This is a genomic window from Tsukamurella soli, assembly GCF_039541155.1.
Lineage (GTDB): Bacteria > Actinomycetota > Actinomycetes > Mycobacteriales > Mycobacteriaceae > Tsukamurella > Tsukamurella soli.
The window spans coordinates 1-23,673 of record NZ_BAABFR010000083.1 but is presented as its reverse complement, the minus strand read 5'-3'; the positions used below and the strand labels follow the sequence as shown (position 1 = coordinate 23,673).

Annotated in this window: 22 protein-coding genes and 2 pseudogenes; 10 read left to right on the top strand and 14 right to left on the bottom strand. The window is 70.7% G+C overall.

Annotated elements, in window-relative coordinates:
- The coding region (locus ABD908_RS20300; protein ID WP_425584397.1) for a hypothetical protein at positions 1-1,023 on the bottom strand (1,023 nt) is incomplete at its 3' end.
- Here ABD908_RS20300 and ABD908_RS20295 point away from each other — a divergent pair.
- Positions 1,013-1,177, top strand: a complete 165-nt coding sequence (locus ABD908_RS20295; RefSeq protein ID WP_344999364.1) for a hypothetical protein — start codon at positions 1,013-1,015, stop codon at positions 1,175-1,177. The genes ABD908_RS20300 and ABD908_RS20295 overlap by 11 nt on opposite strands.
- Positions 1,178-1,368: 191 nt before the next feature.
- Here the strand turns inward: ABD908_RS20295 and ABD908_RS20290 are convergent, their stop codons facing one another.
- Complete coding sequence (locus ABD908_RS20290) at positions 1,369-3,180, bottom strand: hypothetical protein (RefSeq protein WP_344999362.1); 1,812 nt, start codon at positions 3,178-3,180, stop codon at positions 1,369-1,371.
- A 15-nt stretch (positions 3,181-3,195) separates the two neighbouring features.
- On the opposite strand from ABD908_RS20290, the gene ABD908_RS20285 reads away from it, so the two are divergent.
- A complete protein-coding gene (locus ABD908_RS20285) occupies positions 3,196-3,594 on the top strand; it encodes a chorismate mutase (protein ID WP_344999360.1) in 399 nt (132 codons plus the stop codon).
- A gap of 166 nt (positions 3,595-3,760) precedes the next feature.
- Here the strand turns inward: ABD908_RS20285 and ABD908_RS20280 are convergent, their stop codons facing one another.
- Positions 3,761-5,050 (bottom strand): MFS transporter, encoded by a 1,290-nt coding sequence (locus tag ABD908_RS20280; RefSeq protein WP_344999358.1) that lies wholly within the window; start codon positions 5,048-5,050, stop codon positions 3,761-3,763.
- 233 nt (positions 5,051-5,283) lie between these two features.
- Here ABD908_RS20280 and pgi point away from each other — a divergent pair, with 233 nt between their 5' ends.
- Positions 5,284-6,942: a glucose-6-phosphate isomerase gene (gene pgi, locus ABD908_RS20275; RefSeq protein ID WP_344999366.1), complete on the top strand. Its 1,659-nt coding sequence runs from the start codon at positions 5,284-5,286 to the stop codon at positions 6,940-6,942.
- 35 nt (positions 6,943-6,977) lie between these two features.
- On the opposite strand, the gene ABD908_RS20270 is transcribed toward pgi, so the two are convergent.
- Entirely contained in the window at positions 6,978-7,733 is a 756-nt protein-coding gene (locus ABD908_RS20270; protein WP_344999356.1) for an SDR family oxidoreductase, read from the bottom strand.
- 146 nt (positions 7,734-7,879) lie between these two features.
- Between ABD908_RS20270 and ABD908_RS20265 the strand changes: the two genes are divergently transcribed.
- Positions 7,880-8,488: a hypothetical protein gene (locus tag ABD908_RS20265; RefSeq protein WP_344999354.1), complete on the top strand. Its 609-nt coding sequence runs from the start codon at positions 7,880-7,882 to the stop codon at positions 8,486-8,488.
- 119 nt (positions 8,489-8,607) lie between these two features.
- On the opposite strand, the gene yczE is transcribed toward ABD908_RS20265, so the two are convergent.
- Entirely contained in the window at positions 8,608-9,243 is a 636-nt protein-coding gene (gene yczE / locus ABD908_RS20260) for a membrane protein YczE (protein WP_344999352.1), read from the bottom strand.
- 60 nt (positions 9,244-9,303) lie between these two features.
- Between yczE and yczR the strand changes: the two genes are divergently transcribed.
- Positions 9,304-10,773 carry a MocR-like transcription factor YczR gene (gene yczR, locus ABD908_RS20255; protein ID WP_344999350.1) on the top strand — a complete coding sequence of 490 codons (1,470 nt, stop codon included), beginning with the start codon at positions 9,304-9,306 and terminating at the stop codon, positions 10,771-10,773.
- A 6-nt stretch (positions 10,774-10,779) separates the two neighbouring features.
- Here yczR and ABD908_RS20250 read toward each other — a convergent pair whose 3' ends face one another.
- Together ABD908_RS20250 and ABD908_RS20245 are read right to left on the bottom strand one after the other, a co-directional pair.
- Positions 10,780-11,301 (bottom strand): DoxX family protein, encoded by a 522-nt coding sequence (locus tag ABD908_RS20250; RefSeq protein ID WP_344999348.1) that lies wholly within the window; start codon positions 11,299-11,301, stop codon positions 10,780-10,782.
- A gap of 88 nt (positions 11,302-11,389) precedes the next feature.
- Complete coding sequence (locus ABD908_RS20245; protein ID WP_344999346.1) at positions 11,390-12,265, bottom strand: DNA-formamidopyrimidine glycosylase family protein; 876 nt, start codon at positions 12,263-12,265, stop codon at positions 11,390-11,392.
- 94 nt (positions 12,266-12,359) lie between these two features.
- Here ABD908_RS20245 and ABD908_RS20240 point away from each other — a divergent pair, with 94 nt between their 5' ends.
- The gene (locus ABD908_RS20240; RefSeq protein ID WP_344999344.1) at positions 12,360-13,133 is read left to right on the top strand and encodes a 3'(2'),5'-bisphosphate nucleotidase CysQ; all 774 of its coding nucleotides are present in this window, start codon (positions 12,360-12,362) and stop codon (positions 13,131-13,133) included.
- A 131-nt stretch (positions 13,134-13,264) separates the two neighbouring features.
- Here the strand turns inward: ABD908_RS20240 and ABD908_RS20235 are convergent.
- The 3 genes and pseudogenes from ABD908_RS20235 to ABD908_RS20225 form a co-directional block, all read right to left on the bottom strand.
- A pseudogene (locus ABD908_RS20235) lies at positions 13,265-13,377 on the bottom strand (enoyl-CoA hydratase); the annotation flags it as partial.
- On the bottom strand, positions 13,374-14,126 hold the full coding sequence (gene cobF, locus ABD908_RS20230; protein ID WP_344999342.1) for a precorrin-6A synthase (deacetylating): 753 nt from the start codon (positions 14,124-14,126) through the stop codon (positions 13,374-13,376). The gene cobF and the pseudogene ABD908_RS20235, both read right to left, overlap by 4 nt.
- Positions 14,127-14,801 (bottom strand): TetR/AcrR family transcriptional regulator, encoded by a 675-nt coding sequence (locus tag ABD908_RS20225; RefSeq protein WP_344999340.1) that lies wholly within the window; start codon positions 14,799-14,801, stop codon positions 14,127-14,129.
- A 150-nt stretch (positions 14,802-14,951) separates the two neighbouring features.
- Here ABD908_RS20225 and ABD908_RS20220 point away from each other — a divergent pair, with 150 nt between their 5' ends.
- The 4 genes and pseudogenes from ABD908_RS20220 (at position 14,952) to ABD908_RS20205 (ending at position 19,386) form a co-directional block, all read left to right on the top strand.
- Positions 14,952-15,746, top strand: a complete 795-nt coding sequence (locus tag ABD908_RS20220) for a hypothetical protein (RefSeq protein WP_344999338.1) — start codon at positions 14,952-14,954, stop codon at positions 15,744-15,746.
- Positions 15,747-15,755: 9 nt separating this feature from the next.
- A complete protein-coding gene (gene rnhA, locus ABD908_RS20215) occupies positions 15,756-16,202 on the top strand; it encodes a ribonuclease HI (protein WP_344999336.1) in 447 nt (148 codons plus the stop codon).
- Positions 16,203-16,538: 336 nt separating this feature from the next.
- Positions 16,539-17,681: pseudogene (locus ABD908_RS27690) on the top strand (MutS-related protein); the annotation flags it as partial.
- Positions 17,682-17,865: 184 nt separating this feature from the next.
- Complete coding sequence (locus ABD908_RS20205; RefSeq protein ID WP_344999332.1) at positions 17,866-19,386, top strand: MutS-related protein; 1,521 nt, start codon at positions 17,866-17,868, stop codon at positions 19,384-19,386.
- A gap of 82 nt (positions 19,387-19,468) precedes the next feature.
- Here ABD908_RS20205 and ABD908_RS20200 read toward each other — a convergent pair whose 3' ends face one another.
- The 4 genes from ABD908_RS20200 to ABD908_RS20185 form a co-directional block, all read right to left on the bottom strand.
- Entirely contained in the window at positions 19,469-21,937 is a 2,469-nt protein-coding gene (locus ABD908_RS20200; protein ID WP_344999330.1) for an ATP-binding cassette domain-containing protein, read from the bottom strand.
- A 72-nt stretch (positions 21,938-22,009) separates the two neighbouring features.
- Entirely contained in the window at positions 22,010-22,417 is a 408-nt protein-coding gene (locus ABD908_RS20195) for a VOC family protein (RefSeq protein WP_344999328.1), read from the bottom strand.
- 10 nt (positions 22,418-22,427) lie between these two features.
- Positions 22,428-22,910, bottom strand: coding sequence for a helix-turn-helix transcriptional regulator (locus ABD908_RS20190; RefSeq protein ID WP_344999326.1), 483 nt, complete (start codon positions 22,908-22,910; stop codon positions 22,428-22,430).
- A 101-nt stretch (positions 22,911-23,011) separates the two neighbouring features.
- A partial coding sequence (locus tag ABD908_RS20185; protein WP_344999324.1) for a pyridoxal-dependent decarboxylase occupies positions 23,012-23,673 on the bottom strand: 662 nt, incomplete at its 5' end.

The window sequence follows — 23,673 nt, the reverse complement described above, 5'->3', positions numbered from 1 at the left end:
CGTCCCGGTCGCGCCGCTCGTCCCGGTCGCGCCGCTCGTCCCGGTCGCGCCGCTCGTCCCGGTCGCGCCGCTCGTCCTGGTCGCGCCGCTCGTCCCGGTCGCGCCGCTCGTCCCCGTCGTGCCGCTCGTCCCCGTCGTGCCGCTCGTCCCCGTCGTGCCGCTGGTCCCGGCCGAGTCGCTGGTCCCGGCCGAGTCTCCCGCGCCCGTGCCGGTGGAATCAGCCGTGCTCGACGCACCGGACCCGCCTGCAGGCGCGCTGGTGTCACCGGCCGACGGCGCCGACGTCCCCTGGCCGCCTACGGTCGTCGTGCTCGCGGTGCTGTCGGTCCCGGCGGATGCACCGGTGGCGACTGCCGGAGCCTCGCTCGAAGCGGGCTTCGGCGCGGCGACCTTGTCCGCGGACACCGTGGACGCGACCGCCAGCGAGGTGGACGACGTCGACGCGTCGGATGCAGCCGACTGCAGCGTGCTCAGCACGGACTGCCCGAGACCGATGACGGCGGGGACCAGACCGGAACTACCGAAGACGTCGTCGAACGCGGCGTCCGCAACAGCGTCTACACCGGTGCTCGCCGCGCTGAGCGTGCTCAATAGATCACCGGTGGCAAGCGCGGTCCCCACGCTCTGGATCTGGGTGAGCGCCACCGCCGGCAGACCCACGATGCTCAGCACCGGCTCGACGACGTTGATGACCGGCAGCAGGGAATTGTCGAGGACCTGCCCCAGCACGCCTAGTTGTGGGTCGATCTGCCCCATGATCGGCACGGCCGTGACCAGACCGAATCCCAACACCGCGTTCGTGAACGGCTCGATCGCATCGCTGTAGGCATTGGCCGCATTACCAGCCGCCAGGTCGGCGATCGCCTCCGACAGGGCACCGGGCACCGCGGGTAGGGTCTGGGAGCCGAGGTAGTCGAACCCGGCACCGAGCGAGTCTGCGATCACCGTGATATCGGCTGCCGACGTCGATATCAGATCCCCGAGCGCGCCGCCCGGGTCGAACGAGTCGACCGTGTTCGTCACCGATGAGACGGCGTTCGTCACCGATGAGACGGCGTTCGTCACCGATGAGACGACCGTCGCGGCGCTCGCCTCCGGGACCGCCGCCGACGCCACCGCCGGGCTGAGCGCCACGACGGCGGCAGCCGCCAGTGCGGTTCCGGCGAGGGCATTCTGACGCACCGTGAAATGCATTGATGTAGCTCCTGACTCGAAGAGACCGAGGGAACGTCGGCGCGCACAAAATTAGACGGTTTCCTTGGTTTTGGACGCGTTTTCAGAGTCTCTGCGACATCAAATGTCCAACCGTCTCAAGTGCAAGACGGCAAAGGCCGCGCAATGCTGGACACGGTTCAGCGCGCGTCGAGCTCAGCGGGGGACGAGCAGCCCGACGGGGCCGCCCGAGACACACACGATCAACCCTGGCGTGATCGCCTGGGCGCGGAGCCCGTAGCCCGCCCCCGCCACCCGCACGTACAGCGTGTGCGGGCCGCGCTGCACGGGCACCGTCACCGTCTGGCCGATGCCGTCCTGGGTGATGGAGATCCGCCCGGCCCCTGATGCCAGGTAGTTCAGCTGCACCACCCAGTCCCAGAAGTTCAGCCTGCCCTCGTACGAGAGCACGGTGGGCCGGTACTCGTCGACGCGGAAGCCGCACCCGGCGATGGGGCCCGGCTGCACCGACCGCACGCGGGTGACCCGACCCGGCAGGAAGCGCCCCGAAGGATCCACGAGGATCGGCTCGGGCGCGTACTCCTCGAAGTCGGGTCGGGGACGCACGCGGTCCAACACGGCCGAGAGCCGGTTGTCGGGATACGCCAGCTTGCTCATGATCCGACCGTCGACCTCGTCGTCCAGCACAGTGGTACCCGCGTACACGCGCGCCCCCGCGCGCAGGTTCGCCAGGTACGTAGCGGTCGGATTCGCATGCCAGATATGCGCGAAACGCACCGTCGACACCGATCCGCTGACCACGAATCCGACGGTGACGGCCACCGCGAGCGGGGCCGCGAACCGCTCCGCAGCGAGCGCCGGACGCACGCGTCGCACGCGCTGCGCCGGCGGGACCACACGCGCCGTCGCGACCAGGCCGCCCGCCAGGGCGAGCACGGCGGCGAAGTCCGGGAAGTACCGCAACGAGAGCGGGAGCAGCAGCGACGACAACGCCGAGCTGCGGAGCCAGTACACCGGTGCGAGCGACACGACGAAGTACGCGGCGGCGGCCCCCCATGCCCACAGTGCGCGCGGCGACCGCCACGCGGTCACCACGAGGACCCCGCAGACGGCGAGTGCGCCGATCACCGTCACCACCAGCGACGGGACCACGATCGGCGGGCCCGGGTTGACGCGGTACCAGGTCCACGGCCCGCCGAGCGCCGCGGGCGCCAGCACCGAGTGCAGCGAACGCGACAGCGCATGCCCGGTGAACCACACCGTGTGGTCGCCGGGCCGAGGATGCGCGGTGGCGGCGTACAGGACGAGCCACAACGCGGTGATCGCCGCGTACGCCCCCCAGAGCGGAGCGCCCCGCCGCAGCGTCGACCGGACCGGCCGCTCGCGGGCCCGGACAGCGCGGCCCACCGCCACCGCGGCGAACGCGACGAACGGCACGACGAGCGCCTTCTCGAAGAACAGCAGGCCGCCGACATACCCCGCCAGCGACAGCCCGAATGCGAGCCGGCTACGGGTGCGCACGAACCGCACCGTCTCCGCGACCGCCACAGCCAGCCCGATCTGCATGGGCAGCGCATTGAGACCGGCCGCCCACCACGCGAACGCCGGCACGGTGAGCGGCGAGAACAGATAGAAGGCGAACGGCACCAGCACCAGCAGCCTGCGCCCGGCGAGCACCACGAGCGCCCGCAGCATCGCCAGCGAGGCCACCGCCTGCAGGACCAGCAGCGATGCCGCCGCGACCGGCCAGGACAGCGGCGCGAGCGCGGTGAGCAGGCCCGCGGTGAGCAGGGCCCCCGGCATGAGGTGACCGTCGTAGTCCGCCCACCACAGCCGGGCGTCGGGCAGCGGTCCCGACGCCCGGCCGATGAACGCCACATCGTCCCAGTAGAAGTTGCCGCGCGCGAGCACGTACGCCCGCAGGATCAGCTGCGCGGCGATCAGCACCGCCGCCAGCACCCACAGCCTCCTTGCTCCGGGCAGGGCTGTGCGTCGACGGCTGGACATCGCGGCCCATCGTAGATGGGCACTCGCCGCGGTCCGTGCCGCGGCGGGTGTGGACCCGCTCACGCCAGGCGGCGGCCTGCGCGCCAGACCGGCGTATTCCGCGCCGCCGACACGTGGGAAGATGATGAGATGAGTTCGCAGGAGGACACGGGGGCGCAGACACCGCTCGCCGAGGAGGAGATCGCGGCCCTGCGGCAGGAGATCGACCGACTGGACGCCGAGATCCTTGCCGCGGTCAAGCGCCGCACCGAGGTGTCTCGCATCATCGGTCAGACCCGGATGGCTTCCGGCGGCCCCCGCCTGGTGCATTCGCGCGAGATGAAGGTATTGGACCGCTTCTCCGATCTCGGCCGCGAGGGACACACACTCGCCATGCTGCTGCTCCGCCTCGGCCGCGGGCCACTGGGCCGTTAGACGAACGACCGCCCGCGACATGCCTGCACGTCCGGCAGTGCCTGCGGGCAGGTCGTCTCCACACGCGTCGACACGGATCGGCCGCTGGAGCGGCAGGGGCGGTACACGTGCTCCCTCAGGCAGGCGGCCGGGAGCACGTTTCGCCGGTCGCGCGCCGTCGTCGCGCCTACTCCCGCAGCGCGCCGGGCTCCGACGGTGACGGCGCCCGCTCCGTCCGGGACGCCCGCTGGCCGGGTATCCATCGCCACAGCGCCGCCGCGGCGGCGAACCCGACGACGCCGGACACCACGATGCCACCGCCGAGCGTCCACACCGCGGTGACCGCCGACAGGATCACGGGCCCGATACCGGTGCCGGCGTCGGCGAGCTCGCGCCACAGGCCGAGGAAGGTGGGACGGCCGACGGACGGCGAGACGTCCGCGCCGAGCGTCATCACGATGCCGGATCCGATCCCGTTCGACATGCCCATCAACAGCGATACCAGGATGAGCGTGGTGAAGCCGTGGCTGAGCGGCATCAGCAGGAAGCTCACCCCCATCAGGGCGGTGCACGGGACGGCCACCGCCCGCCGGCCGTAGCGGTCCATGACCTTGCCCGCCGGGTAGAACGTCGCAGCGTCGATCGCGCCGGCGATGCCGTAGATCATCGACGCCGACGCGCTCGACAGGCCGATGTGGTGCGCCCAGAGCGGGATGACGATCTGCCTGGTCTGCCGGATCGCCGACAGCAGCACGATGCCGGTGCCGAGCGTCAGGAACACGTGCCAGTACCGGCGGAGCATCCCGATCGTGGTGACCGACGCATCGGCGGCACGGTCGTGCGCCCGGCTGTCCAGATCGGGGACGCCGTATGCGATCCCCCCGGCGCCGAGCACGGCGACCAGGGCCACGACGTAGGCGCTGGCGAGCCCGAAGAAGTGCATGAACCCGGCACCGATGAACGGGCCGACGAAGATCCCGACGCGCATCGAGCCGCCCAGGGTCGACAGCGCCCGCGCGCGCATCCCGACGGGCACCATCTCGGTCAGGTACGACTGCCTCGCGAGGGAGAAGACCGACGATGCGGCACCGATCAGGAACACACCCGTGCCGTACACCCACAGCCCGAACGGCAGGATGCAGAAGATCAGACCGATGGCCGACACGGCGGCCGCGACCACCATGCTCAGCCGCTCGCCGATGCGGGTCGCCAGCATGCCGGACGGGATGTTCGTCAGGATCGAGCCGATACCGATCAACGCCGCGATGAACGCGGCGACCGAGATCGAGGCGCCGCGCTCGATGGCCGACAGCGTGATGATCGGCAGCATCGCACCCTCGGCGAGCCCGAACAGGACGGACGGCCCGTAGGCCGCCACCGCGATGTCCCGCAGCCGGAAGTCCGATTCGTCAACTGCGCCCGACTGATTCGAGGTGCGGCTCCGACGGTGGGGGGAGGCACCGGGAACTCGTCGCATGCCCCCAGCATACTTGTGGCGTTACAACTGTTTGAAGGCAGTAGGGGTTGCGGCTCGGGGCGCAGGTCCGTCACCACCTACTTCCGCGTACGCCGCGCCCCGCTTCGGGCCAGCACATAGGCTCGCCTCGGGCCGTGCGCATCGCCGCGCCCACGACGTTGTCGACTCATCGCAGGGAAGGCGCCATGAGCAACCCGACCACCCAGTCCTCGACCACCGCGGACGACGGCGATATCACCACGACACCCGCGTGGCGAGCGCTGACCGAGAACCAGCGACAGCTGGCCGGCACACATCTGCGCGAGTTGTTCGCCGCAGACCCCGCCCGCGGCACCGAACTGGTCGTCCGGGTCGGCGACCTGTACATCGACTACTCCAAGCACCGCCTCACCCGCGAGACCCTCGGCCTTCTGGCCGATCTGGCGCGCGCCGCGGGCGTCGAGGCCCGCCGGGACGCCATGTTCGCCGGCGTCCACATCAACTCCACCGAGGACCGGGCCGTGCTGCACACGGCGCTGCGGGCACCGTCATCGCCCGAGGAGACGGTGGACGGGCAGAACGTTACCGCCGATGTGCACGAGGTACTGGCGCGGATGGGCGACTTCACCGATCAGGTGCGCTCGGGCGCGTGGAAGGGCTTCACCGGCAAGGCGATCACCGACGTGGTGAACATCGGCATCGGCGGCTCGGACCTCGGCCCGGCGATGGTGTACCGCGCGCTGCGGCACTACGCACAGCCCGGCCTGACGTGCCACTTCGTCTCGAACGTCGACCCGGCCGACCTGGTAGCGGTGACGTCGGGGCTCGACCCCGCGACCACGCTGTTCATCGTCGCGTCCAAGACCTTCGGGACGCTCGAGACGCTCACCAACGCGACGGCCGCCAAGCGGTGGCTGCTGGCGGGCCTGGGCGCCGGCGAGGACGCCGTCGCGCGGCACTTCGTGGCGGTGTCCACCAATGCCGAGCGGGTGGCGGCGTTCGGCATCGACACGGCGAACATGTTCGGTTTCTGGGACTGGGTCGGCGGGCGTTACTCGGTGGACTCGGCGATCGGCCTGTCGGTGATGGCCGCCGTGGGCCGCGAGCGGTTCGCCGAGTTCTTAGGCGGCTTCCACCAGATCGACGAGCACTTCCGGACGGCACCGATCGAGCAGAACGCGCCGATCCTGCTGGGGCTGATCGGCCTGTGGTACTCGGACTTCTTCGGCGCCCAGTCCCGGGCCGTACTGCCGTACTCCAACGACCTGGGGCGCTTCCCCGCGTACCTGCAGCAGCTGACCATGGAGTCCAACGGCAAGTCGGTGAAGATCGACGGCACGCCCGTCACCGCCGATACCGGCGAGATCTTCTGGGGCGAGCCGGGCACCAACGGTCAGCACGCCTTCTACCAGCTGCTACACCAGGGCACCCGCCTCGTTCCGGCCGACTTCATCGGCTTCGCGAATTCGACCGACGACCTGCCTACTGCCGACGGCACCGGCTCGATGCAGGACCTGCTGATGAGCAACCTGTTCGCGCAGACCAAGGTGCTGGCGTTCGGCAAGACCGCGGAGGAGATCGCCCTGGAGTTGGAGACCGCGGGCACGTCCGACTTCTCGGTCGTGCCGCACAAGGTGATGCCGGGCAACCGCCCCACCACCACGATCCTCGCCCCGAAGCTGACGCCGTCGGTGGTGGGCCAGCTGATCGCGCTGTACGAGCACGAGGTGTTCACGGAGGCCGCGGTGTGGGGCATCAACGCCTTCGACCAGTGGGGCGTCGAGCTGGGCAAGGCCCAGGCGAACGCCCTGCTGCCGGTGATCGCCGACGCGTCCGCGCCCACGACTCAGGACGACTCGTCCACCGACGCGGAAGTCCGCTGGTACCGCGCCCAGCGCGGCCGCGCGGTCTAGGCACGCTCGGGCGATCGAAACGCGCCCGGCGGGGATCACACCATCCGACGGGTGATCTCCGTCGGGGCGTGGGCGAGCAGCGCCGAGACGGGCGCCCACGGCCAGGCCGGGACCACTGCCTCCCCCGGCTCCCGCTCGATGGCCTTCGCCAGCGCGGCGACGCCGGCCTCGCGCGAGACCATCATGGGCGACCGCAGTCCCGCGTTGATGTCCGTCTCGATGTATCCAGGCTTGATCACCGACACCACGATGGGCGTGCCCGCGAACTCCGCCTGCAGGCCCTCGCCCAGCGCGGTCAGCCCGGCCTTGCTGGCCGAGTAGGCTGCCTGCGCCTTCGGCAGTCCGCGCTGCCCCGCTACGGACGACATGAGCACGAGGTGCCCGAAGCCCTGCGCCCGAAAGACCTCGAGAACCGCCTCCACCTGAGCTAGCGCACCGGTCAAGTTGGTCTGGACGGTCTCCAGGTTGGCGTGCGCCTTGCCCGTCCCCAGCGGCGCTCCCTTCCCGGCGCCGGCGTTGACGATGGCGCGGTCCAACCCGCCGAGGCGCTCGACGAGGTCCGCCACGACGGGCCCGACGGTGTCGAAGTCCGTGACATCCAGCCTGGCGACCTCGATCCGACCGGCGCCCGGCGCAACCGCCAGCTCGGCCTTCAGCTGCCCGAGCCGGTCGATCCGCCGGGCCGCGAGAGCGAGGTCACGCCCCTGCCCGGCGTAGGTCCGCGCGATGCCCTCGCCGAGGCCCGAGCTCGCCCCGGTGATGAGAACCCTGGTTCTGCGACGCGACGCCATGACGGTGACTCTACCCGCCGCCGAGCACGGTACATTTCGTAAATCAACTACAATATCGCCCACGACACGCCGGGTTCGCACGCTCCGGAGCGCCCACGGCAGTAGATTCGGCGGCTACGGGTTCCGACCGAAAGGCTTTCTTGCTTATGTCCTTCAAACACCCGCTGCTGCGGGCACTCGTGTGCCTCGCGATCGTCCCCCTCCTGTTGGTGGGTGGCTGCGGCTCCAAGAAGAGTTCCACTGCGGCGTCGACCGCCGCCGCTACCGTTGCCACCGCGGCGGCCAGTGCCACTGCGGCGTCCGATAACGGCGATGTCGATCTGACCTGCCCGACGTCTAACACGACGTCGTTCGCCAAGACCAAGTTCGCCACCCACGCTGCGGCTGCGACCGGCGCCTTCCGGCACTGGATCTACAAGCCGTACAAGGCCGGCACGTTCGCCAAGGGCGCGCATGGACGCGTCGTCGGCTTCGTCAAGGCCGGTGCTGCCGCCCTGTTCGTCAAGCACGAGCTGCGTCTGACCGCCGAGGACGCAAAGGCCTCGCCCGCGCTGTGCAAGGCGATCGCGAAGCCGCTGAGCGACCTGGCCAACAAGATCACCGGTGTGGTCAGCAAGGCCAAGGGTGGCGACCTGTCCGGGATCGACGGCCTCAACACCGACACCAACTCGCTGCTGGCCGGTGCCGACAAGAGCGGTGACAAGGTCACGCCGAACGAGAACGCCAACATCGCCAACCTGAGCGACCCGAACTGATCCGCGTCCGGCGGGCATGCCCGCCGCCACGCTGACCTGGAACGCCCTCCCACCGCACGGTGGGAGGGCGTTCTGTCGTCTGCGCGTCCTGGCCGTCTGCGAGACAGCCCCGTCCGCGGCTACTCGACGGCGACCGGCGCCCCGTCGACGGGCATCCGCGGCCGCGCGGCGCCGACCGAGCCGAACAGCCCGGTGCGGTTCACCAGCTGGATCAACGGGCCCACCCCCACGGCGTACAGCACGGTGCCCACGCCCAGGGTGCCGCCGAGCGCGAACCCGATCACCACGACGATCACCTCCAGCGCCGTCCGCACCACCCGGATCGACCAGCCGGTGCGCGCCACCAGCCCCGTCATCAGCCCGTCGCGCGGCCCGGCGCCGAATCCGGCGCCGATGTACAGCACGGTGGCGATCGCGTTGAGCGCGATGCCGACCACCATCATCGCCACACCCAGCAGCACGCCCGGGTGCCGCGGCAGCCAGCCGAGCACGAGGTTCAACGCCAGCCCCAGCGTCACCACGTTGGCGACGGTGCCGAACCCCGGCCGCTGACGCAGCGGGATCCACAGCAGCAGCACGAGCGCGCCGCCGCCGATCACGACGGCCCCGATCGACACGCCGAGGTGACGTGCGACACCCTGGTTGAGCACGTCCCAGGGGATGTTGCCCAGGCCGGAAGCGATGAGCAGTGCCTCGGAGGCGCCGTACAGGAAGAGCCCGAGCGCGAGCCGGACGAGTCTGATGGTCAACCGCATTCGTCCACTGTGCGGGTCACTGGCCTTGCAATCCATAGCCAGTTCCCGGACACTGGCCCGGTGATCACAGGCCACTCTGCGGTGGCATCCGCCGCATCGCTCGCCCGGCAGCTCGGGGCGTGGCGGCCCGCGACCGGCCACGGGGCGCCCAGCAGTCGACGCCCCGCGTACCTGAGCATCGCGGAGGCGGTCCGGCTGCTGGTGCTGGACGGGCGGGTCCCCGTCGGCACCGCGCTACCGTCGGAGCGCGCCCTGGCCGCCGAACTCGGCGTCAGCCGTACCACCGTCACCGCGGCGTACGCCGACCTCCGCGAGAGCGGTCACCTGCAGTCGCGGCAGGGCATGCGCAGCGTGCTCAGCCTGCCGGTGGCGGTGCCTGCCGAGCCCGCGGACGCCGGCCACGATGCGATCGCCCTCAACGTCGCCGCACCCGCAGCGCCGGACGGGATCGTGCAGGAGGGGTACCGCCACGCGGTCGCGGCCCTGCCTCCGTACCTGAGCGGAACGGGCGTGTACCCCACGGGGATCCGTGCGCTGCGCGAAGCCGTGGCGATCCGGTACACCGAGCGGGGTCTGCCGACCCGGCCCGAGCAGATCCTGGTGACCGCAGGCGCGCAGCACGCGCTGCGGATCGTGTTGGACGCGGTGGTGTCGCCCGGCGAACGCGTGGTGGTGGAGCAGCCGACCCACCACGGCACGCTGCTCGCGCTACGCCGACACCGCGCCCGAGCGGTACCACTGGGACTGCATCCGGAGCGGGGTTGGGACCTCGACCAGCTGGAAGCCGTTGTGCGCAGACATCATCCGCGGATGATCTTCACGATCGCCGACTTCCACAACCCCACCGGCCTGCTGCTCGACGCCGCGGGCCGCGCCGCGATGACGGCGATCGCCGCAGCGAACGGCGCCACCGTGGTCGTCGACGAGACGATGGCCGAGCTGGGACTGGACGCCGCTCCCCCGCCGCCGGTCGCCGCGTTCGCCCGCCGCGGCGCACACGTCGTCACGATCGGCTCCGCGAGCAAGACCGTATGGGCCGGGCTGCGGATCGGCTGGATCCGCGCGGACGAGGACACCATCCCACAGCTCGCTGCCGCCAGATACGAGCTGGACCTTGCGGGCACCGTCCTCGAGCAGCTGGCCGCCGCGTACACACTCGGCCACCTCGACGACTTCCTGCCCGCGCGTCGGCGGATGTTGCTCGCCAACAGGTCCGTCGTCCGCTCCGAGCTCGCCGAGCACCTACCGGGGGCGACGACGGTGCCGGGGCCCGGCGGGCTGTGCCTGTGGGTCGCGCTCCCGGCGCCACTCGCCACGGCGACCGCGACGGCAGCGGCGCGGCGCGGGGTGCGGCTGACGCCCGGATCGGCGTTCACCGTCGACGGTGCCGGTGAGCGCCACATCCGCATCCCCTACACCCTGCCCGAGCCTCTGCTCCGCTCCGCCGTCGCCACCGTCGGGGCCGCATATCGCGAGGCCGCCGGCGCGGGTACGCCGACGGCCCGGCTGGAGCAGGGGCTGGTGGTCTGACCCGACTTACGCCTCGGTGGAGACGTTCTGCGCGGCGGCGCGGCGATTGACCAGGAAGGCCGAGGTCGCGGCGGAGCTGGTGAGAGCCACGCCGGCCTGCCACCCGCGGTTGAGGCGGTTACCCAGCAGGTTGTCGATCGAATAGCGCCCCGGGCCGGTGAGCGCGAGCGCGACGGCCGTCGCGCCCAGGACGGCGGGATACTCGTAGCCGCCCGCGGTGGCGGCGAAGCCGTTCGGCTTGTGGACGCTCACGGCCCCCACCATGGCGCCCAGCACGCCCGCGCTGGCGAACGGCGTCGCCGCGCCGACCACCAGCAGCGCGCCGGCCAGCTCACCGGCACCCGCGAGGGCGGCGTTCTGCTTACCCGGCTTGAACCCCATCGCGTCGAAGCCCTGGGCGGTGGCATCCAGGCCGGGGCCGCCGAACCACCCGAACAGCTTCTGCGCGCCGTGGTACGCGAGCGTGCCGCCGACGGCGGTACGCAGGGTGAGGAGTCCGAGATCGAGAGTCTTGCGCGCGTGTCCCACGGGGGTGGTCCTTTCGTCTGAAGTGTCTGACCGACATCAACCGGACTTCAGTCCGGATGATTCCTTCGGTCATGTGAATGATGTCACGCTACTTCAGCAGCCGCGACATACGCCGGTCGGCCAGCACGCGGCCGCCGGTCTGGCAGGTGGGGCAGTACTGGAACGACCGATCCGCCAGCGACACCTCGCGGACGGTGTCCCCGCACACCGGGCAGGGGCTGCCGGTGCGGCCGTGTACCTCCATCCCGGACCGCTTCTCGGACTTGAGGGTGGCGACGTGCTGCCCCACCGACCGGGTGACGGCGTCGGTGAGCTCGGCGACCATCGCCTCGTACAGCCGGGTCACGGCGTCGTCGCCCAGCCCTTTCGCCGATGCGAACGGTGACAGCTTCGCGGCGTGCAGGATCTCGTCCGAATAGGCGTTGCCGATGCCGGCGATCAGCCGCTGGTCGCGCAGGACGTTCTTGACCTGCGAGCCGGACCCGGCCAGGATCGCGGCGAATTCGTCGCGGGTCACCGCCAACGCATCCGGCCCGAGCGTCGCCACCATGTCGATCTCCGCGGGGTCCCGGACGATCCACACCGCGAGGCGCTTCTGCGTGCCGGCCTCCGTCAGGTCGAACCCCTCGCCCGGCGGCCCGACGTGGACCCGCAGCGCGATGGGCGACTTCCCGCCCGGGCGCAGCGGGGTCTGCGGCAGCTTCGCGGACCACCGCAGCCAGCCGGCGCGCGAGAGGTGCACGACCAACGCGACCGGCCCGCCGTCGGCGCCCGTCGCGCGCAGCACGAGGTACTTGCCGATCCGCTCGGCCGCCGTGACGCGGGCACCGACGAGGTCGGCCGGGCCGGGCGCGTACGTCTTGAGCACCGACAGCGCGGCGACGTCGACGCGCCGGATCTCGGTACCCACGGCCTTGCCGCCGACGTAGTCGGCGATCGCTGCGATCTCCGGGAGCTCGGGCACGCTCCCACCTTAAATCCGTGCCCCCACGAAATGTCGAGCGTCGCGCGCGGTGCCTCTAGTCTGGAGACATGACACCCGGCCCGACAGTCGACCGATGACCCCCGGCTCCGGGTCGCGGCCCGCCCTCCCGCTCGGAAGCCTGTCGGACATCGACCTGGCGGTCGAGATCGCCGACGGCGCCGGCCGGATCCTCGAGGCGATCCGGCACGCGGCGCTGCTGGAGCACCGCGTGCTCGGCGACATCGGGGACTCGCTCGCGCAGGCCTGGATCGCGCAGGTGCTCCGCATCCACCGGCCCGGTGACGCCGTGCTGTCCGAGGAGGCGCCCGACGGTGCCGCACGGCTGTCCGCCGACCGCGTGTGGGTGATCGATCCCTTGGACGGCACCCGCGACTACGCATCCCATCGGCCGGACTATGCGGTCCACGTGGCACTCACGCGTGGCGGTCAGCCGGAGTCCGCGGCGGTGTCGCTGCCGGCCACGGGCGAGGTGTTCCGGTCCGACACCGTCAGCCGCCCGACGGGACCACTGACGGGGACGATGGCCGTGTCGCGCAGTCGGGCCACACCCGGCATGTTCCGCGTGGCCGAGCGACTGAACCTCACGCCGGTGGCGCTCGGCTCGGCGGGCGTGAAGACGATGGCCGTGGTCCGCGGCGACGTCGACGTCTACCTGCACGCGGGCGGCCAGTACGAGTGGGACTCCTGCGCGCCGGTGGGGGTGGCCCGGGCCGCGGGCCTGCACTGCTCACGTCTCGACGGGTCCGAGCTGACGTACAACAACCCCGACGTCTACCTGCCGGACCTCGTGATCTGCCGGCCCGAGATCGCCGACCGGGTGATGGCCGCGCTCGCGGGCACCGTCTGAACCTGTGCACCGTTCCGTCGGTCCGCTATCGCAACATGTGCACCGTTCCGTCGGCTTGTTCTCCCCGGAACTCCGGCGCGCGCTTGTCGAACACCGCGGCGATCGCCACGGTCGAGCTCGGCGGACGGCAGCGGGAGCTCCCGCCAGAAGTCGGGCCCATCGTGTCGCCCTTGCCAAGCCCGGTCAGCACGACCTCCGCGACATGGTCGGCGACGGTGACCTCGAAGGCCTTCCAGTCGGTCATCCGCCTTGCGCTTCACCGTCTTCGGGGCGTCGAAGCAGGTAGACGTCCATGATCCAGCCGTGCTCGGCACGCGCCGCTGCGCGGGTTCGGGCGATCTCCTCGCCGACCGCGCCGACGGTGCCCGACAGCAGGATCTCGTGTTCGGTACCGAGGTATGCGCCCCAGTAGATCTCGTCGTCGGGGCGGGCGGTGCGCAGGAAGGTGCAGTCGGCGTCGAGCATGACGACGGTGTTGCGGCCGTCGTCCTCCGCGAGCCGACGACCGGTGGTGATGTGGATGGGTTCGCCGACCCGGTTGAGCAGCACCGCGTGGGCGGCGGTGAGCGCCTGCACACTGGTGATTCCAGGAATCATCCTCGGCTGCAACGGGATCGGAGACCGCTGGACGATTCGGAGCGTGGAGTCGTACAGCGAGGGGTCGCCCCAGACCAGGAATCCGGCGACGCCGCCGTCGGGCACCTCGCGCGTGACGGCCTCCGCGAGTGCCGCCGCCCGTCGGTCGTGCCAATCATCCACCGCCGCCACGTAGTCGGCCGCGTCCCGGTCGCGGGGCGGGTCCGGCACGAGGACCAGTCGCGCACCCGGCGCGTAGGCGTCGAGGATCTCCTGCCGGATCCCCTTCAGGGTGCCCGTCGTGGCGCCCTTGTCCAGCACGAAGAAGGCGTCGGCGGCGCTCATCGCCTCGATCGCCTGCACGGTCACCTGCGTGGGGTCGCCGGCACCGATGCCGATCAGCAGCGCTGTGCGCATCTATTCGATCGGCTCCGAGTACATGTCGAGCGTGGCCGTCAGCAGCCGGATCCGCATGCGTGCCACCACCTCGGAGCCCTGGTCGATCACGATCTGGGCGGCGGTGCCGTCGTGCACCGACAACAGCGCATAGCCGAGCGCCTCCGGCTCGGTGACCCGCCGGCCCCCGGCCTCCATCAACTGCATCACGGTGGGCAGCATATTCGCGAGCAACATCTGCTGCCCGTCCCGGACCACCTGCTGCAGCTCGGGGGTACGCGTGCAGAGCGCGATGAAGTCGGCGTTGACGCGGTGCCACCGCTCGTTGACGGGCACCGCGCGGACGGCCCTCTCGACCAGGCTCACATAGTCGGCGCCGCGGCCGATCGACGAGTCGACCGCGCGGCCCATGACCAGCATGATCCACTCGACGTGGTACCGCCAGACCTCGATGAACAGTTCCTCGAGGCTGGAGAAGTTGGAGTAGAAAGCGCCGCGGGTGAAGCCGGCGGCGTCGCACACCATCTTGACGGTGGTGGACCCGTAGCCGTGCTGCGCGAACACGAAGTACGCGGCCCGGACGAGCTTACGGCGGGTCCGGGCCCGCCCCCTGGAGTCCGCGACAGTGGCGAGCGCGGCGGTCACCTGGGACCCGCCGCGCAGGTCGATCCGCCAACCGATCCACGGATGGGACACATTCGAAGAAAGTGTGTCATCGACACAGTGTAGCGGGGTGAGGGCGATCGCGGCACGAACTGCGCGCCCCACATGGTCAAGCAATCGTTAAGCCGCGCTCGAGCGGCCGGCAATAGTTTCGCGGCAGACCCAGGACCGAGGAGACAAGCCATGCCGGGACCAGCCCGATCCGCACCGACGAACCGCCGGGGCCCGCTCGTCTGGGTGTGCGTCGGCGCCGTGGTGCTCGCGGCGGGCCTCGCGCAGCGGACCGTGTTCGCCACGTGGTACACGGGGTGGATCGTCACGCACGACTTCGGCTTCGGGTGCGGATTCAACGGCATCGCGCAGCTGACCGCCCCCGGTATGCCGGACGAGGACAAGCTGGCTGCCGAACTCGCGGGACGCGGATGGGTCGGGTGGTTCGCGCTCGGCTGTCTGGCGGGCGCGGCCCTACTCGCGGCCGGCGCAGCAGTCGGACGGAGCCGACTCGCTGCGTCCCTCTCCGCCCTGACGGCGATCGCCGCCGCAGCGGCGGCCGTGAGCACCGGCGCCATCCGACCGCCCCCGGTGACCGCCTATTCCGCGGAGTCGACCTGGCCGGTCGACTACAGCACCGGGCTCGGACTGTGGGCGACGGTCGTGCTCGCCGTCGTAGCAGCCGTCGCGGCCCTCGGGCTGCGGGCCGCACTGCAACGCAGACGGGTCCCGGTCGAGCGGGTGCCGGTCGAGAGGTACCAGCCGCCCGTCGTGTCTTCGCTGCCACCCCGCCCAGCGCCGCCACCGATCTCCGTGTCGGAGCCGCCGACCAGGCCCGACCCGCCTCGCCCCGACCCCGCCCCGGAACCACCCGGACTCGACTCCGACCAGCGCACCACGGTGCTGCGACAGGGCCGCACCCCCGGCAGAGTGCCGCCTGCGCCGATCCGAATCCGCCCGGAGCACCGCTCCCGCGGCGACCACTAGTCTGGTCGGGTGACGGACGCGATCGAGATCTATACCGACGGTGCGTGCCTGGGCAATCCGGGCCCGGGCGGCTGGGGCGCGGTCCTGCGGTTCGGGGAACACCAAAAGGAGCTGTACGGGGGCGAGCCGGACACCACCAACAACCGCATGGAACTGATGGGCGCGATCTCGGCACTCGAGGCGATAAACCGACCGCACCCGGTGATTCTGCACACCGACAGCTCGTACGTGAAGAACGGCATCACCAAGTGGGTGGCCGGGTGGAAGCGCAACGGCTGGAAGACCGCCGACAAGAAGCCGGTCAAGAACGCCGAGCTGTGGCAGCGACTCGACGCCGTGGCCGCGCAGTACGAGATCGAGTGGCGATGGGTGAAGGGTCACGCCGGTAACGAGGGCAACGAGCTGGCGGACCAGCTGGCGTCCAAGGGTGCCCGGGAGGCACGCGACGGCGCCTGACCTGCCGGCTCGGCGCGCTCACCGAGCCTGGCACACGCCTCGGTAGCGGTGCCATACTGGGGATGGTGACCGGCCGTGGCGTTCTCCAGCATCCTGTTCGACCGAGCCCCTGATACGTCGGGGGCCCGGGCCCGGCCTGGGACCAGCCCGTTCGTCCTCCGCGATCTGGAACTGGATCGGATAGCCGACGCCGTCATCGCGCGCGGCGGGCCCGACGCCGCCGCGGTCTTCGATCTCCCCCTCCCGGACGCGGCCGCCGTGCGCTACCGCCAGGACGTGTGCCGCGACCTCGCCGACCCCGGGATACGTTCGGCGGTAGACGGTTTCGGTGCAACGATGGCGGAGGTCCGAGCATCCACTGCCGCGGCGCGGTCCGTCCCCGGGCGGCCGGAGCGCGACGGGTGGGCGCTGCACGGTGTGGCGCGCTACGCCGACGGTGTCGCCCGGTTGCGCGACGGGTTGGCGGCCGCCGGCCCGCGGTCCGCGGCGTTTCGCGGCCTCGCGGGTCATCTGGACACCTACCTCGGCACCCCCGGCTTCGCCGCGTTGCGCGCCGACGTGGAGGGCATCACCGCGACCCTCGCCGACGTCGTCTACTGCGTGCAGATCAAGGGGCCGAACATCAAGGTGCGGCGCTATCGCGGCGAGGCCGACTACGGCGCCGAGGTGGCGGAGGTGTTCGGCAAGTTCAAGGTCGCCGGGCCGCCGCACTCGGCACCGGAGCCACCGTCGCCGCCGGGGCTGAACGGTGTCGAGGCCGCCGTACTCGACCTCGTCGCAGGCACGCACGGCGACGCCTTCCGCGCGTTGGCGGCGTTCTGCGAGCGCCATCACCGGTACGTCGACCCCACGCTGGAGCGGTTCGACCGCGAGCTGCCGTTCTATCTCGGCTATCTCGACCACGTGGGTTCGCTGGCCGCCGCGGGGCTGCCGTTCGTACTCCCGACGGTGTCCGACGGTGCGGGCGCAGGCGCCGCCCTCGACGTGCGGGAGACGTTCGACCTCGCACTTGCCGCCGAGCTGGTCGGGCGCGGCGAATCGGTGGTACGTAACGACCTGGTCCTCGGGCCGGGCGAGCGGATCCTGGTGATCACCGGGCCGAACCACGGCGGGAAGACCGCGCTGGCCCGGGCTTTCGGACAGATCCAGTACCTCGCCGCGCTCGGCCTGCCGATCCCGGGGCGCAGTGGCCGGGTGGCGCTGTTCGACTCCGTCTTCACCCACTTCGAGCGCGGCACCGACCCCGGCCGGCCGCGCAGTCGGCTGGAGGACGACCTGCTGTCGGTGCGCGCCATCGTCGACCACGCCACGGACCGCAGCATCGTGGTGCTCAACGAGACGTTCACCTCCACCAGCCTCGCGGACGCCGCAGCGCTGGGAAGCGCTCTGATGCATCGACTCATCGATGCCGGATCCCGTTGCGCCTACGTCACTTTCGTCGACGAGATCGCCGACCTCGCCGAGGTGTCCGGCAGCACAGTGGTGAGCCTGGTGGCCACCGTCGCCGACGATGACCCCACCGAACGCACCTATCACGTGCGGCGCCAGCAACCCGGCGGCCGGGCGTATGCGTCGGCGATGGCACACCGACACGGCCTCGACCACGACACGCTGCTGCGGCGCGTGCGTACAGAGCGGAGCGCGGCCGGAGCAGGGGGCACCCATGAGGACGAGACTGCTTTCCCCGCAACGGGATCTGACGGATCTGCCAGCGCTGCCGCCCCGCTCCGAGGAGCTCCGTCGCGACCTCGGCCTGGAGCCGCTGCTGGCGGCTATGGCCGACGGAGACGACGACGTGTACCGAGTCGCGGAGCGGATGCTGCTCGGCGCCACCGCGACTGCGGCGGAGATCCGCCACCGGCACGCGGTGCTGCGGGACTGCATCGCCCATCCCGCGGAGGTGGCCGAGCTGCGCCGGATCGCCGTCGACGCCGTGGAGCAGGAGCGGCGCAACTACTTCGGCCTGTTCACGCGGGCGACGCCGGAGAAGGTGCTGTACCGCTCGCTGGACGTACTGGACATGTTCGTCGAGGTGTTCGCCCGCCTGCGGACCACGTGCGCACGGTACGCACCCCTGTTCCGGTCGGCGGGCCTCCGGGCGTTCCTCGCGGAGGTCGCGACCGAGCTCGACGACGCCTACCTCACCGAGGTACGCGCCCACCTCCGCGAGTTGCGGTTCGCCCGTGGGGAACTCGTCAGCGCGCGGCTGGGCATGGGCAACCACGGCACCGACTACACGCTGCGACGCGCGGGGCCGGTCGGGCGCCGCGGCTGGCCACACCGCGAACCGGGCGGGGTGGGCTTCGACGTCACCGAGGTGGACGGGCCGGGCGGCGAGGATCTCGCGGCGCTCGCGGGACGCGGTGTGCGCACCGCCGCGGACTCGCTCGCGCAGGCGACCGACCACGTGGCGCGGTACTTCCAGACCATCGCCGACGAGCTGGGGTTCTACCTCGGGACCGTCGCCCTGCTCACCGCCCTGACCGAGCGAGGCGGCGCGTGGTGCCTCCCGGAACCGATAGAGCTGCAGGAGGACCCGCCGGGGTTCGCCGCCGACGGGTTGTACGACCCGACCCTGTTGCTCGGCGGTCGCGGCCCGGACGCATCGGTCGGGCCCGCCGTGGGCAGCACGGTGGACGCGACGGGACGCTCACTGGTGGTGGTGACCGGCGCCAACGGCGGCGGCAAGACGACGTTCCTGCGCAGCGTCGGAATCGCGCAGCTGATGTTGCGCTGCGGGATGTTCGTGCCCGCGCGCGCCTACCGCGGCGGGGTGTTCCCTCGCGTGTTCACCCATTCCGCCCCGCGCGAGGACCCGGCCGCAGGCGGGCGGTTGGAGGACGAGCTCGCGCGGATGAGCGCCATCGCCGACCACATCCGGCCGGGAGACCTGATCCTGCTGGGCGAGTCGATGGCCTCGACCAACGAGCAGGAGGGCGCGGTGTTGGCCCGCGAGGTCGTGACCGCGCTGCAGGATGCGGGCGTCACCGTCGTCTACGTGACGCACATGTTCACCCTCGCCGACGGCTTCCACCGCCGCGGAGACCCACGCGACGCGTTCCTACGTGCCGAACGCCTCGGCGACGGGACACGCACGTTCGCGATGGTTCCGGGCCGGCCACTGGCCACCAGCTACGGGATCGACCTCTACCGCAGCGTGATCGGTGAGCCCAGCCCCACCTGAACCTGTGCACCCTTCCGTCGACCACCGCATCCAACATGTGCACCCTTCCGTCGACCGCGCGCCGACGGAAGGGTGCACATGTTCAGCCGACGTAGGTGGCGAGGTGCTCCCCCGTCAGCGTGGAGCGTGCGGCCACGAGATCGGCCGGGGTGCCCTCGAAGACGACGCGGCCACCGTCGTGCCCTGCGCCCGGGCCGAGGTCGATGATCCAGTCCGCATGGGCCATGACCGCCTGGTGATGCTCGATGACGATCACCGACTTCCCCGATTCCACCAGCCGGTCCAGCAGGCCGAGGAGCTGCTCGACGTCGGCGAGGTGTAGGCCCGTCGTCGGCTCGTCCAGCACGTACACGCCGCCCTTCTCCCCCAGGTGCGTCGCCAGCTTGAGTCGCTGCCGCTCGCCGCCCGACAGCGTGGTGAGCGACTGGCCGAGGCTCACGTAGCCCAGACCCACATCCACAAGCCGCTGCAGGATCCGGTGCGTCGCGGGGATCTTCGCGTCCCCATCGGCGAAGAACCGCTCGGCCTCGGCCACCGGCATGGCGAGCACCTCGGCGATGTTGCGGCCACCCAGGGTGTATTCGAGGACCGCGGCCTGGAACCGCCTGCCCTCGCACTCCTCGCACATGGTCGCGACGGTGTCCATGATGCCCAGGTCGGTGAAGATCACGCCGGCACCGTTACAGGCCGGGCACGCGCCCTCCGAGTTCGAGCTGAACAGGGCCGGCTTCACGCCGTTGGCCTTGGCGAACGCCTTGCGGATCGGCTCGAGCAGCCCGGTGTACGTGGCCGGGTTGCTGCGCCGCGAGCCGCGGATGCCGCTCTGGTCGATCGCGACCACGTCCTCGAGCACCGACACCGAGCCGTGGATCAGCGAGCTCTTGCCCGAACCCGCGACCCCGGTCACGACCACCAGCACGCCGAGCGGGATGTCCACGTCGACGTGCTGCAGGTTGTGCGCGTCGGCGCCGCGCACCTCCAGCACCCCGGACCGGGCACGCACCGAATCCTTCAGGGTCGCACGATCGTCCAGGTGCCTGCCGGTGAGTGTACCGCTGTCCCGGAGGGCGTCGACGGTGCCCTCGAAGACCACTCGGCCACCCGCGGTACCGGCACCGGGGCCCAGGTCGACGACGTGGTCGGCGATGACGATGGCCTCGGGCTTGTGCTCCACGACGAGCACCGTGTTGCCCTTGTCGCGCAGTTGCAGCAGCAGGTCGTTCATCCGCGCGATGTCGTGCGGGTGCAGCCCGATGGTGGGCTCGTCGAACACGTAGGTCACATCGGTGAGCGCTGACCCGAGATGGCGGATCATCTTGGTGCGCTGCGCCTCTCCCCCCGACAGCGTCCCCGCCGGCCGGTCGAGCGAGAGATACCCGAGCCCGATCGCCGCGAAGGCGTCGAACAGGTCCTGCAGCCCGGTCAGCAGCGGTGCCACCGAGGGCTCCTCCACCTGTCGGATCCACTCGGCGAGATCGCTTATCTGCATCGCACACAGGTCGGCGATGTTCTTGCCCTTGATCTTCGACGACCGGGCGGCCGCGCTGAGCCGGGTGCCGCCGCACTCGGGACAGGTCGTGAAGGTGACCGCCCGCTCGATGAACGCCCGCACGTGCGACTGCAGCGAGTCGACGTCCTTGGACAGCATCGACTTCTGCAGCTTGGGGATGATCCCCTCGTAGGTGAGGTTGATCCCCTCGACCTTGATCTTGGTCGGCTCCTTGTACAGCAGGTCGGCCAGCTCCCGCTTGGTGTACCTGCGGATCGGCTTGTCCGGGTCGAAGTACCCGCTGCCACGGTAGATCCGGCCCTGCCACCCGTCCATGCTGTAGCCGGGAATGGTGAACGGATTCTCGTTGAGCGACTTGGTGTCGTCGTACAGCTGGCTCAGGTCGATGTCGTTCACCGAGCCCATGCCCTCGCAGCGCGGACACATGCCGCCGAGCACATTGAAGCTGCGCCGCTCCTTGACCGTCGTCCCGGCCCGCTCCATCGTCACCGCGCCGGCGCCGCTGACCGACGCCACGTTGAACGAGAACGCCTGCGGCGAGCCGATATGCGGCTTCCCCAACCGGCTGAACAGGATCCGCAGCATCGCGTTCGCGTCGGTCGCGGTGCCGACGGTGGAGCGCGGGTTGGCGCCCATCCGCTCCTGGTCGACGATGATCGCCGTGGTCAGCCCCTCCAGCACGTCCACATCGGGCCGCGCCAGCGTCGGCATGAAGCCCTGCACGAACGCGCTGTAGGTCTCGTTGATCATCCGCTGCGACTCGGCGGCGATGGTACTGAAGACCAGTGACGACTTACCCGACCCCGACACCCCGGTGAAGACCGTGAGCCGCCGCTTCGGCAGCTCGATGCTCACGTCCGCGAGGTTGTTCGCGCGCGCGCCGGTCACGCGGATCGTGTCGTGGGTGTCCGCGGCGTGCCGCGAAGTCGATTCAGCGGCGTGCCGCGAAGTCGATTCAGCGGCGTGCCACGAGGTCGATTCAGGGGCGTGCCGCGAAGTCGATTCCGCGGCGTGCGCCGTCGTGCTGGTCCTCGCGGCCATCGTGGGCGGCTCCTTCTGGTCGTTACGGGCGGAGGTGTCCGCCACGGCCGGCGGATGTCGGATCGGTCGATATCAGAGTTGGTTGATGCGCAGCAGGTTGCCCGCCGGGTCGCGCACGGCGGCGTCCCGCACACCGTACGGCTGATCGGTGGGCTCCTGCACGATCTCGGCACCGCTGGCCTGCACCTTGTCGAATACGCCCGCGAGATCGTCGGTCGCCAGCGTCAGGCGCGCGTAGCTGCCCTTGGCGATCATCTCGACGATGGCCCGACGCTCGTCGTCGTTGAGACCCGGATCCACGGCCGGGGGTTCGATCACGATCGACATCTCCGGCTGCTCGGGCCGTCCGAGGGTGATCCAGCGCATGTCGCCGTAGCCGACGTCCTTGCGGACCTCGAATCCCAGGACGTCGCGGTAGAACTCGACGGACTTGTCTGCGTCGGTGTGCGGCAGGAACGTGTAAGCGATGTTGATCGTCATGCCGACAACGCTAATCACGCGCCGCTGGGCGTGCTTCTCGATTCCTGATCGGTCTCGTGACCTGCTTGACCACGCAGGTGGGGATTCCGTCGGCGGTGCCCGCGGCCTCCCGCTTGTACGCGCTGGGCGGCATGCCCACCAGCTCTGTGAAGCGGGTGCTGAACGTCCCCAGCGACGCGCATCCCACCGCGAAGCACACGTCGGTGACGCTGAGGTCACCGCGTCGCAGCAGCGCCATCGCCCGCTCGATCCGCCGCGTCATCAGGTAGCTGTACGGCGACTCGCCGAAGGCCGTGCGGAACTCGCGAGACAGGTGTCCCGCGGACATGTGGACGCCGCGGGCGAGGGCCTCGACATCGAGCGGCTGCGCGTAGTCCCGATCGATCCGGTCGCGGACACTGCGCAGTCGCGCGAGGTGGCGCAGGCGCTCGGAGTCGACCGGGTTCGAGGGTGCCGGGCGCGCGGGGTCGGTCACCGTCGGGCTGCTGGGCATGCGCCCATTCTGCCCGGCCGGCGACGGTGCCGGCCAGGTCCGCGCGCATCGCGGACCCGGCCGTCCCCGGCAGGGGAGCCGAACGGACCGGAGGAGTCCGATCAGTGCGCGAAAGCGCCCTCGGCCGCTTCGGTGGGGAGCGGCCCGGTGAGGGACTCGAGCTTCTCGGTGTGGTTGCGGATATCGGCCAGCAGCAGGTCCGCCATGTCGTGGTTCATCCCGGCCCGGACCACGACACGCAGGACGGCGAGGTCCTCGCGGTCGGCGGGATACGTGTACGCGGGTACCTGCCAGCCGCGCTGACGGAGCCGGTCGGAGAGGTCGAAGACGGTGTAGTTCGTCACCTCGTCCTGGAGCGCGAAGGCGAACACCGGGAGGTCGGTACCGCGCGTGATCAGCCGGTACGGGCCGATCTTCTCGATCTCGGCGGCCAGGTACTGCGCCACGTCGCTCGCCTCCTGCATGATCCGCTTGTACCCCTCGAATCCGAGGCTGGTGAACATGAAGTACTGCGCGACGACCTGGCTACCGGGGCGGGAGAAGTTGAGCGAGAAGGTCGGCATGTCGCCGCCCAGGTAGTTGACGTGGAACACCAGATCGTCGGGCACGTGGCTCGCATCGCGCCAGATCGCCCAGCCCACGCCCGGGTACACCAGCCCGTACTTGTGACCCGACGCGTTGATCGAGCAGACCCGCGGAATCCGGAAGTCCCACACCAGCTCCGGCTGGATGAACGGGGCGACGAACCCGCCCGAGGCGGCGT

Coding starts and splice junctions, on each gene's coding strand:
- ABD908_RS20290 (WP_344999362.1), bottom strand. CDS start 3,180: ATGTCCAGCCGTCGACGCACAGCCCTGCCCGGAGCAAGGAGGCTGTGG.
- ABD908_RS20285 (WP_344999360.1), top strand. CDS start 3,196: ATGGGCACTCGCCGCGGTCCGTGCCGCGGCGGGTGTGGACCCGCTCAC.
- ABD908_RS20280 (WP_344999358.1), bottom strand. CDS start 5,050: ATGCGACGAGTTCCCGGTGCCTCCCCCCACCGTCGGAGCCGCACCTCG.
- ABD908_RS20270 (WP_344999356.1), bottom strand. CDS start 7,733: ATGGCGTCGCGTCGCAGAACCAGGGTTCTCATCACCGGGGCGAGCTCG.
- ABD908_RS20265 (WP_344999354.1), top strand. CDS start 7,880: ATGTCCTTCAAACACCCGCTGCTGCGGGCACTCGTGTGCCTCGCGATC.
- yczE (WP_344999352.1), bottom strand. CDS start 9,243: ATGCGGTTGACCATCAGACTCGTCCGGCTCGCGCTCGGGCTCTTCCTG.
- ABD908_RS20240 (WP_344999344.1), top strand. CDS start 12,360: ATGACCCCCGGCTCCGGGTCGCGGCCCGCCCTCCCGCTCGGAAGCCTG.
- cobF (WP_344999342.1), bottom strand. CDS start 14,126: ATGCGCACAGCGCTGCTGATCGGCATCGGTGCCGGCGACCCCACGCAG.
- ABD908_RS20220 (WP_344999338.1), top strand. CDS start 14,952: ATGCCGGGACCAGCCCGATCCGCACCGACGAACCGCCGGGGCCCGCTC.
- ABD908_RS20205 (WP_344999332.1), top strand. CDS start 17,866: ATGAGGACGAGACTGCTTTCCCCGCAACGGGATCTGACGGATCTGCCA.
- ABD908_RS20200 (WP_344999330.1), bottom strand. CDS start 21,937: ATGGCCGCGAGGACCAGCACGACGGCGCACGCCGCGGAATCGACTTCG.
- ABD908_RS20195 (WP_344999328.1), bottom strand. CDS start 22,417: ATGACGATCAACATCGCTTACACGTTCCTGCCGCACACCGACGCAGAC.
- ABD908_RS20190 (WP_344999326.1), bottom strand. CDS start 22,910: ATGCCCAGCAGCCCGACGGTGACCGACCCCGCGCGCCCGGCACCCTCG.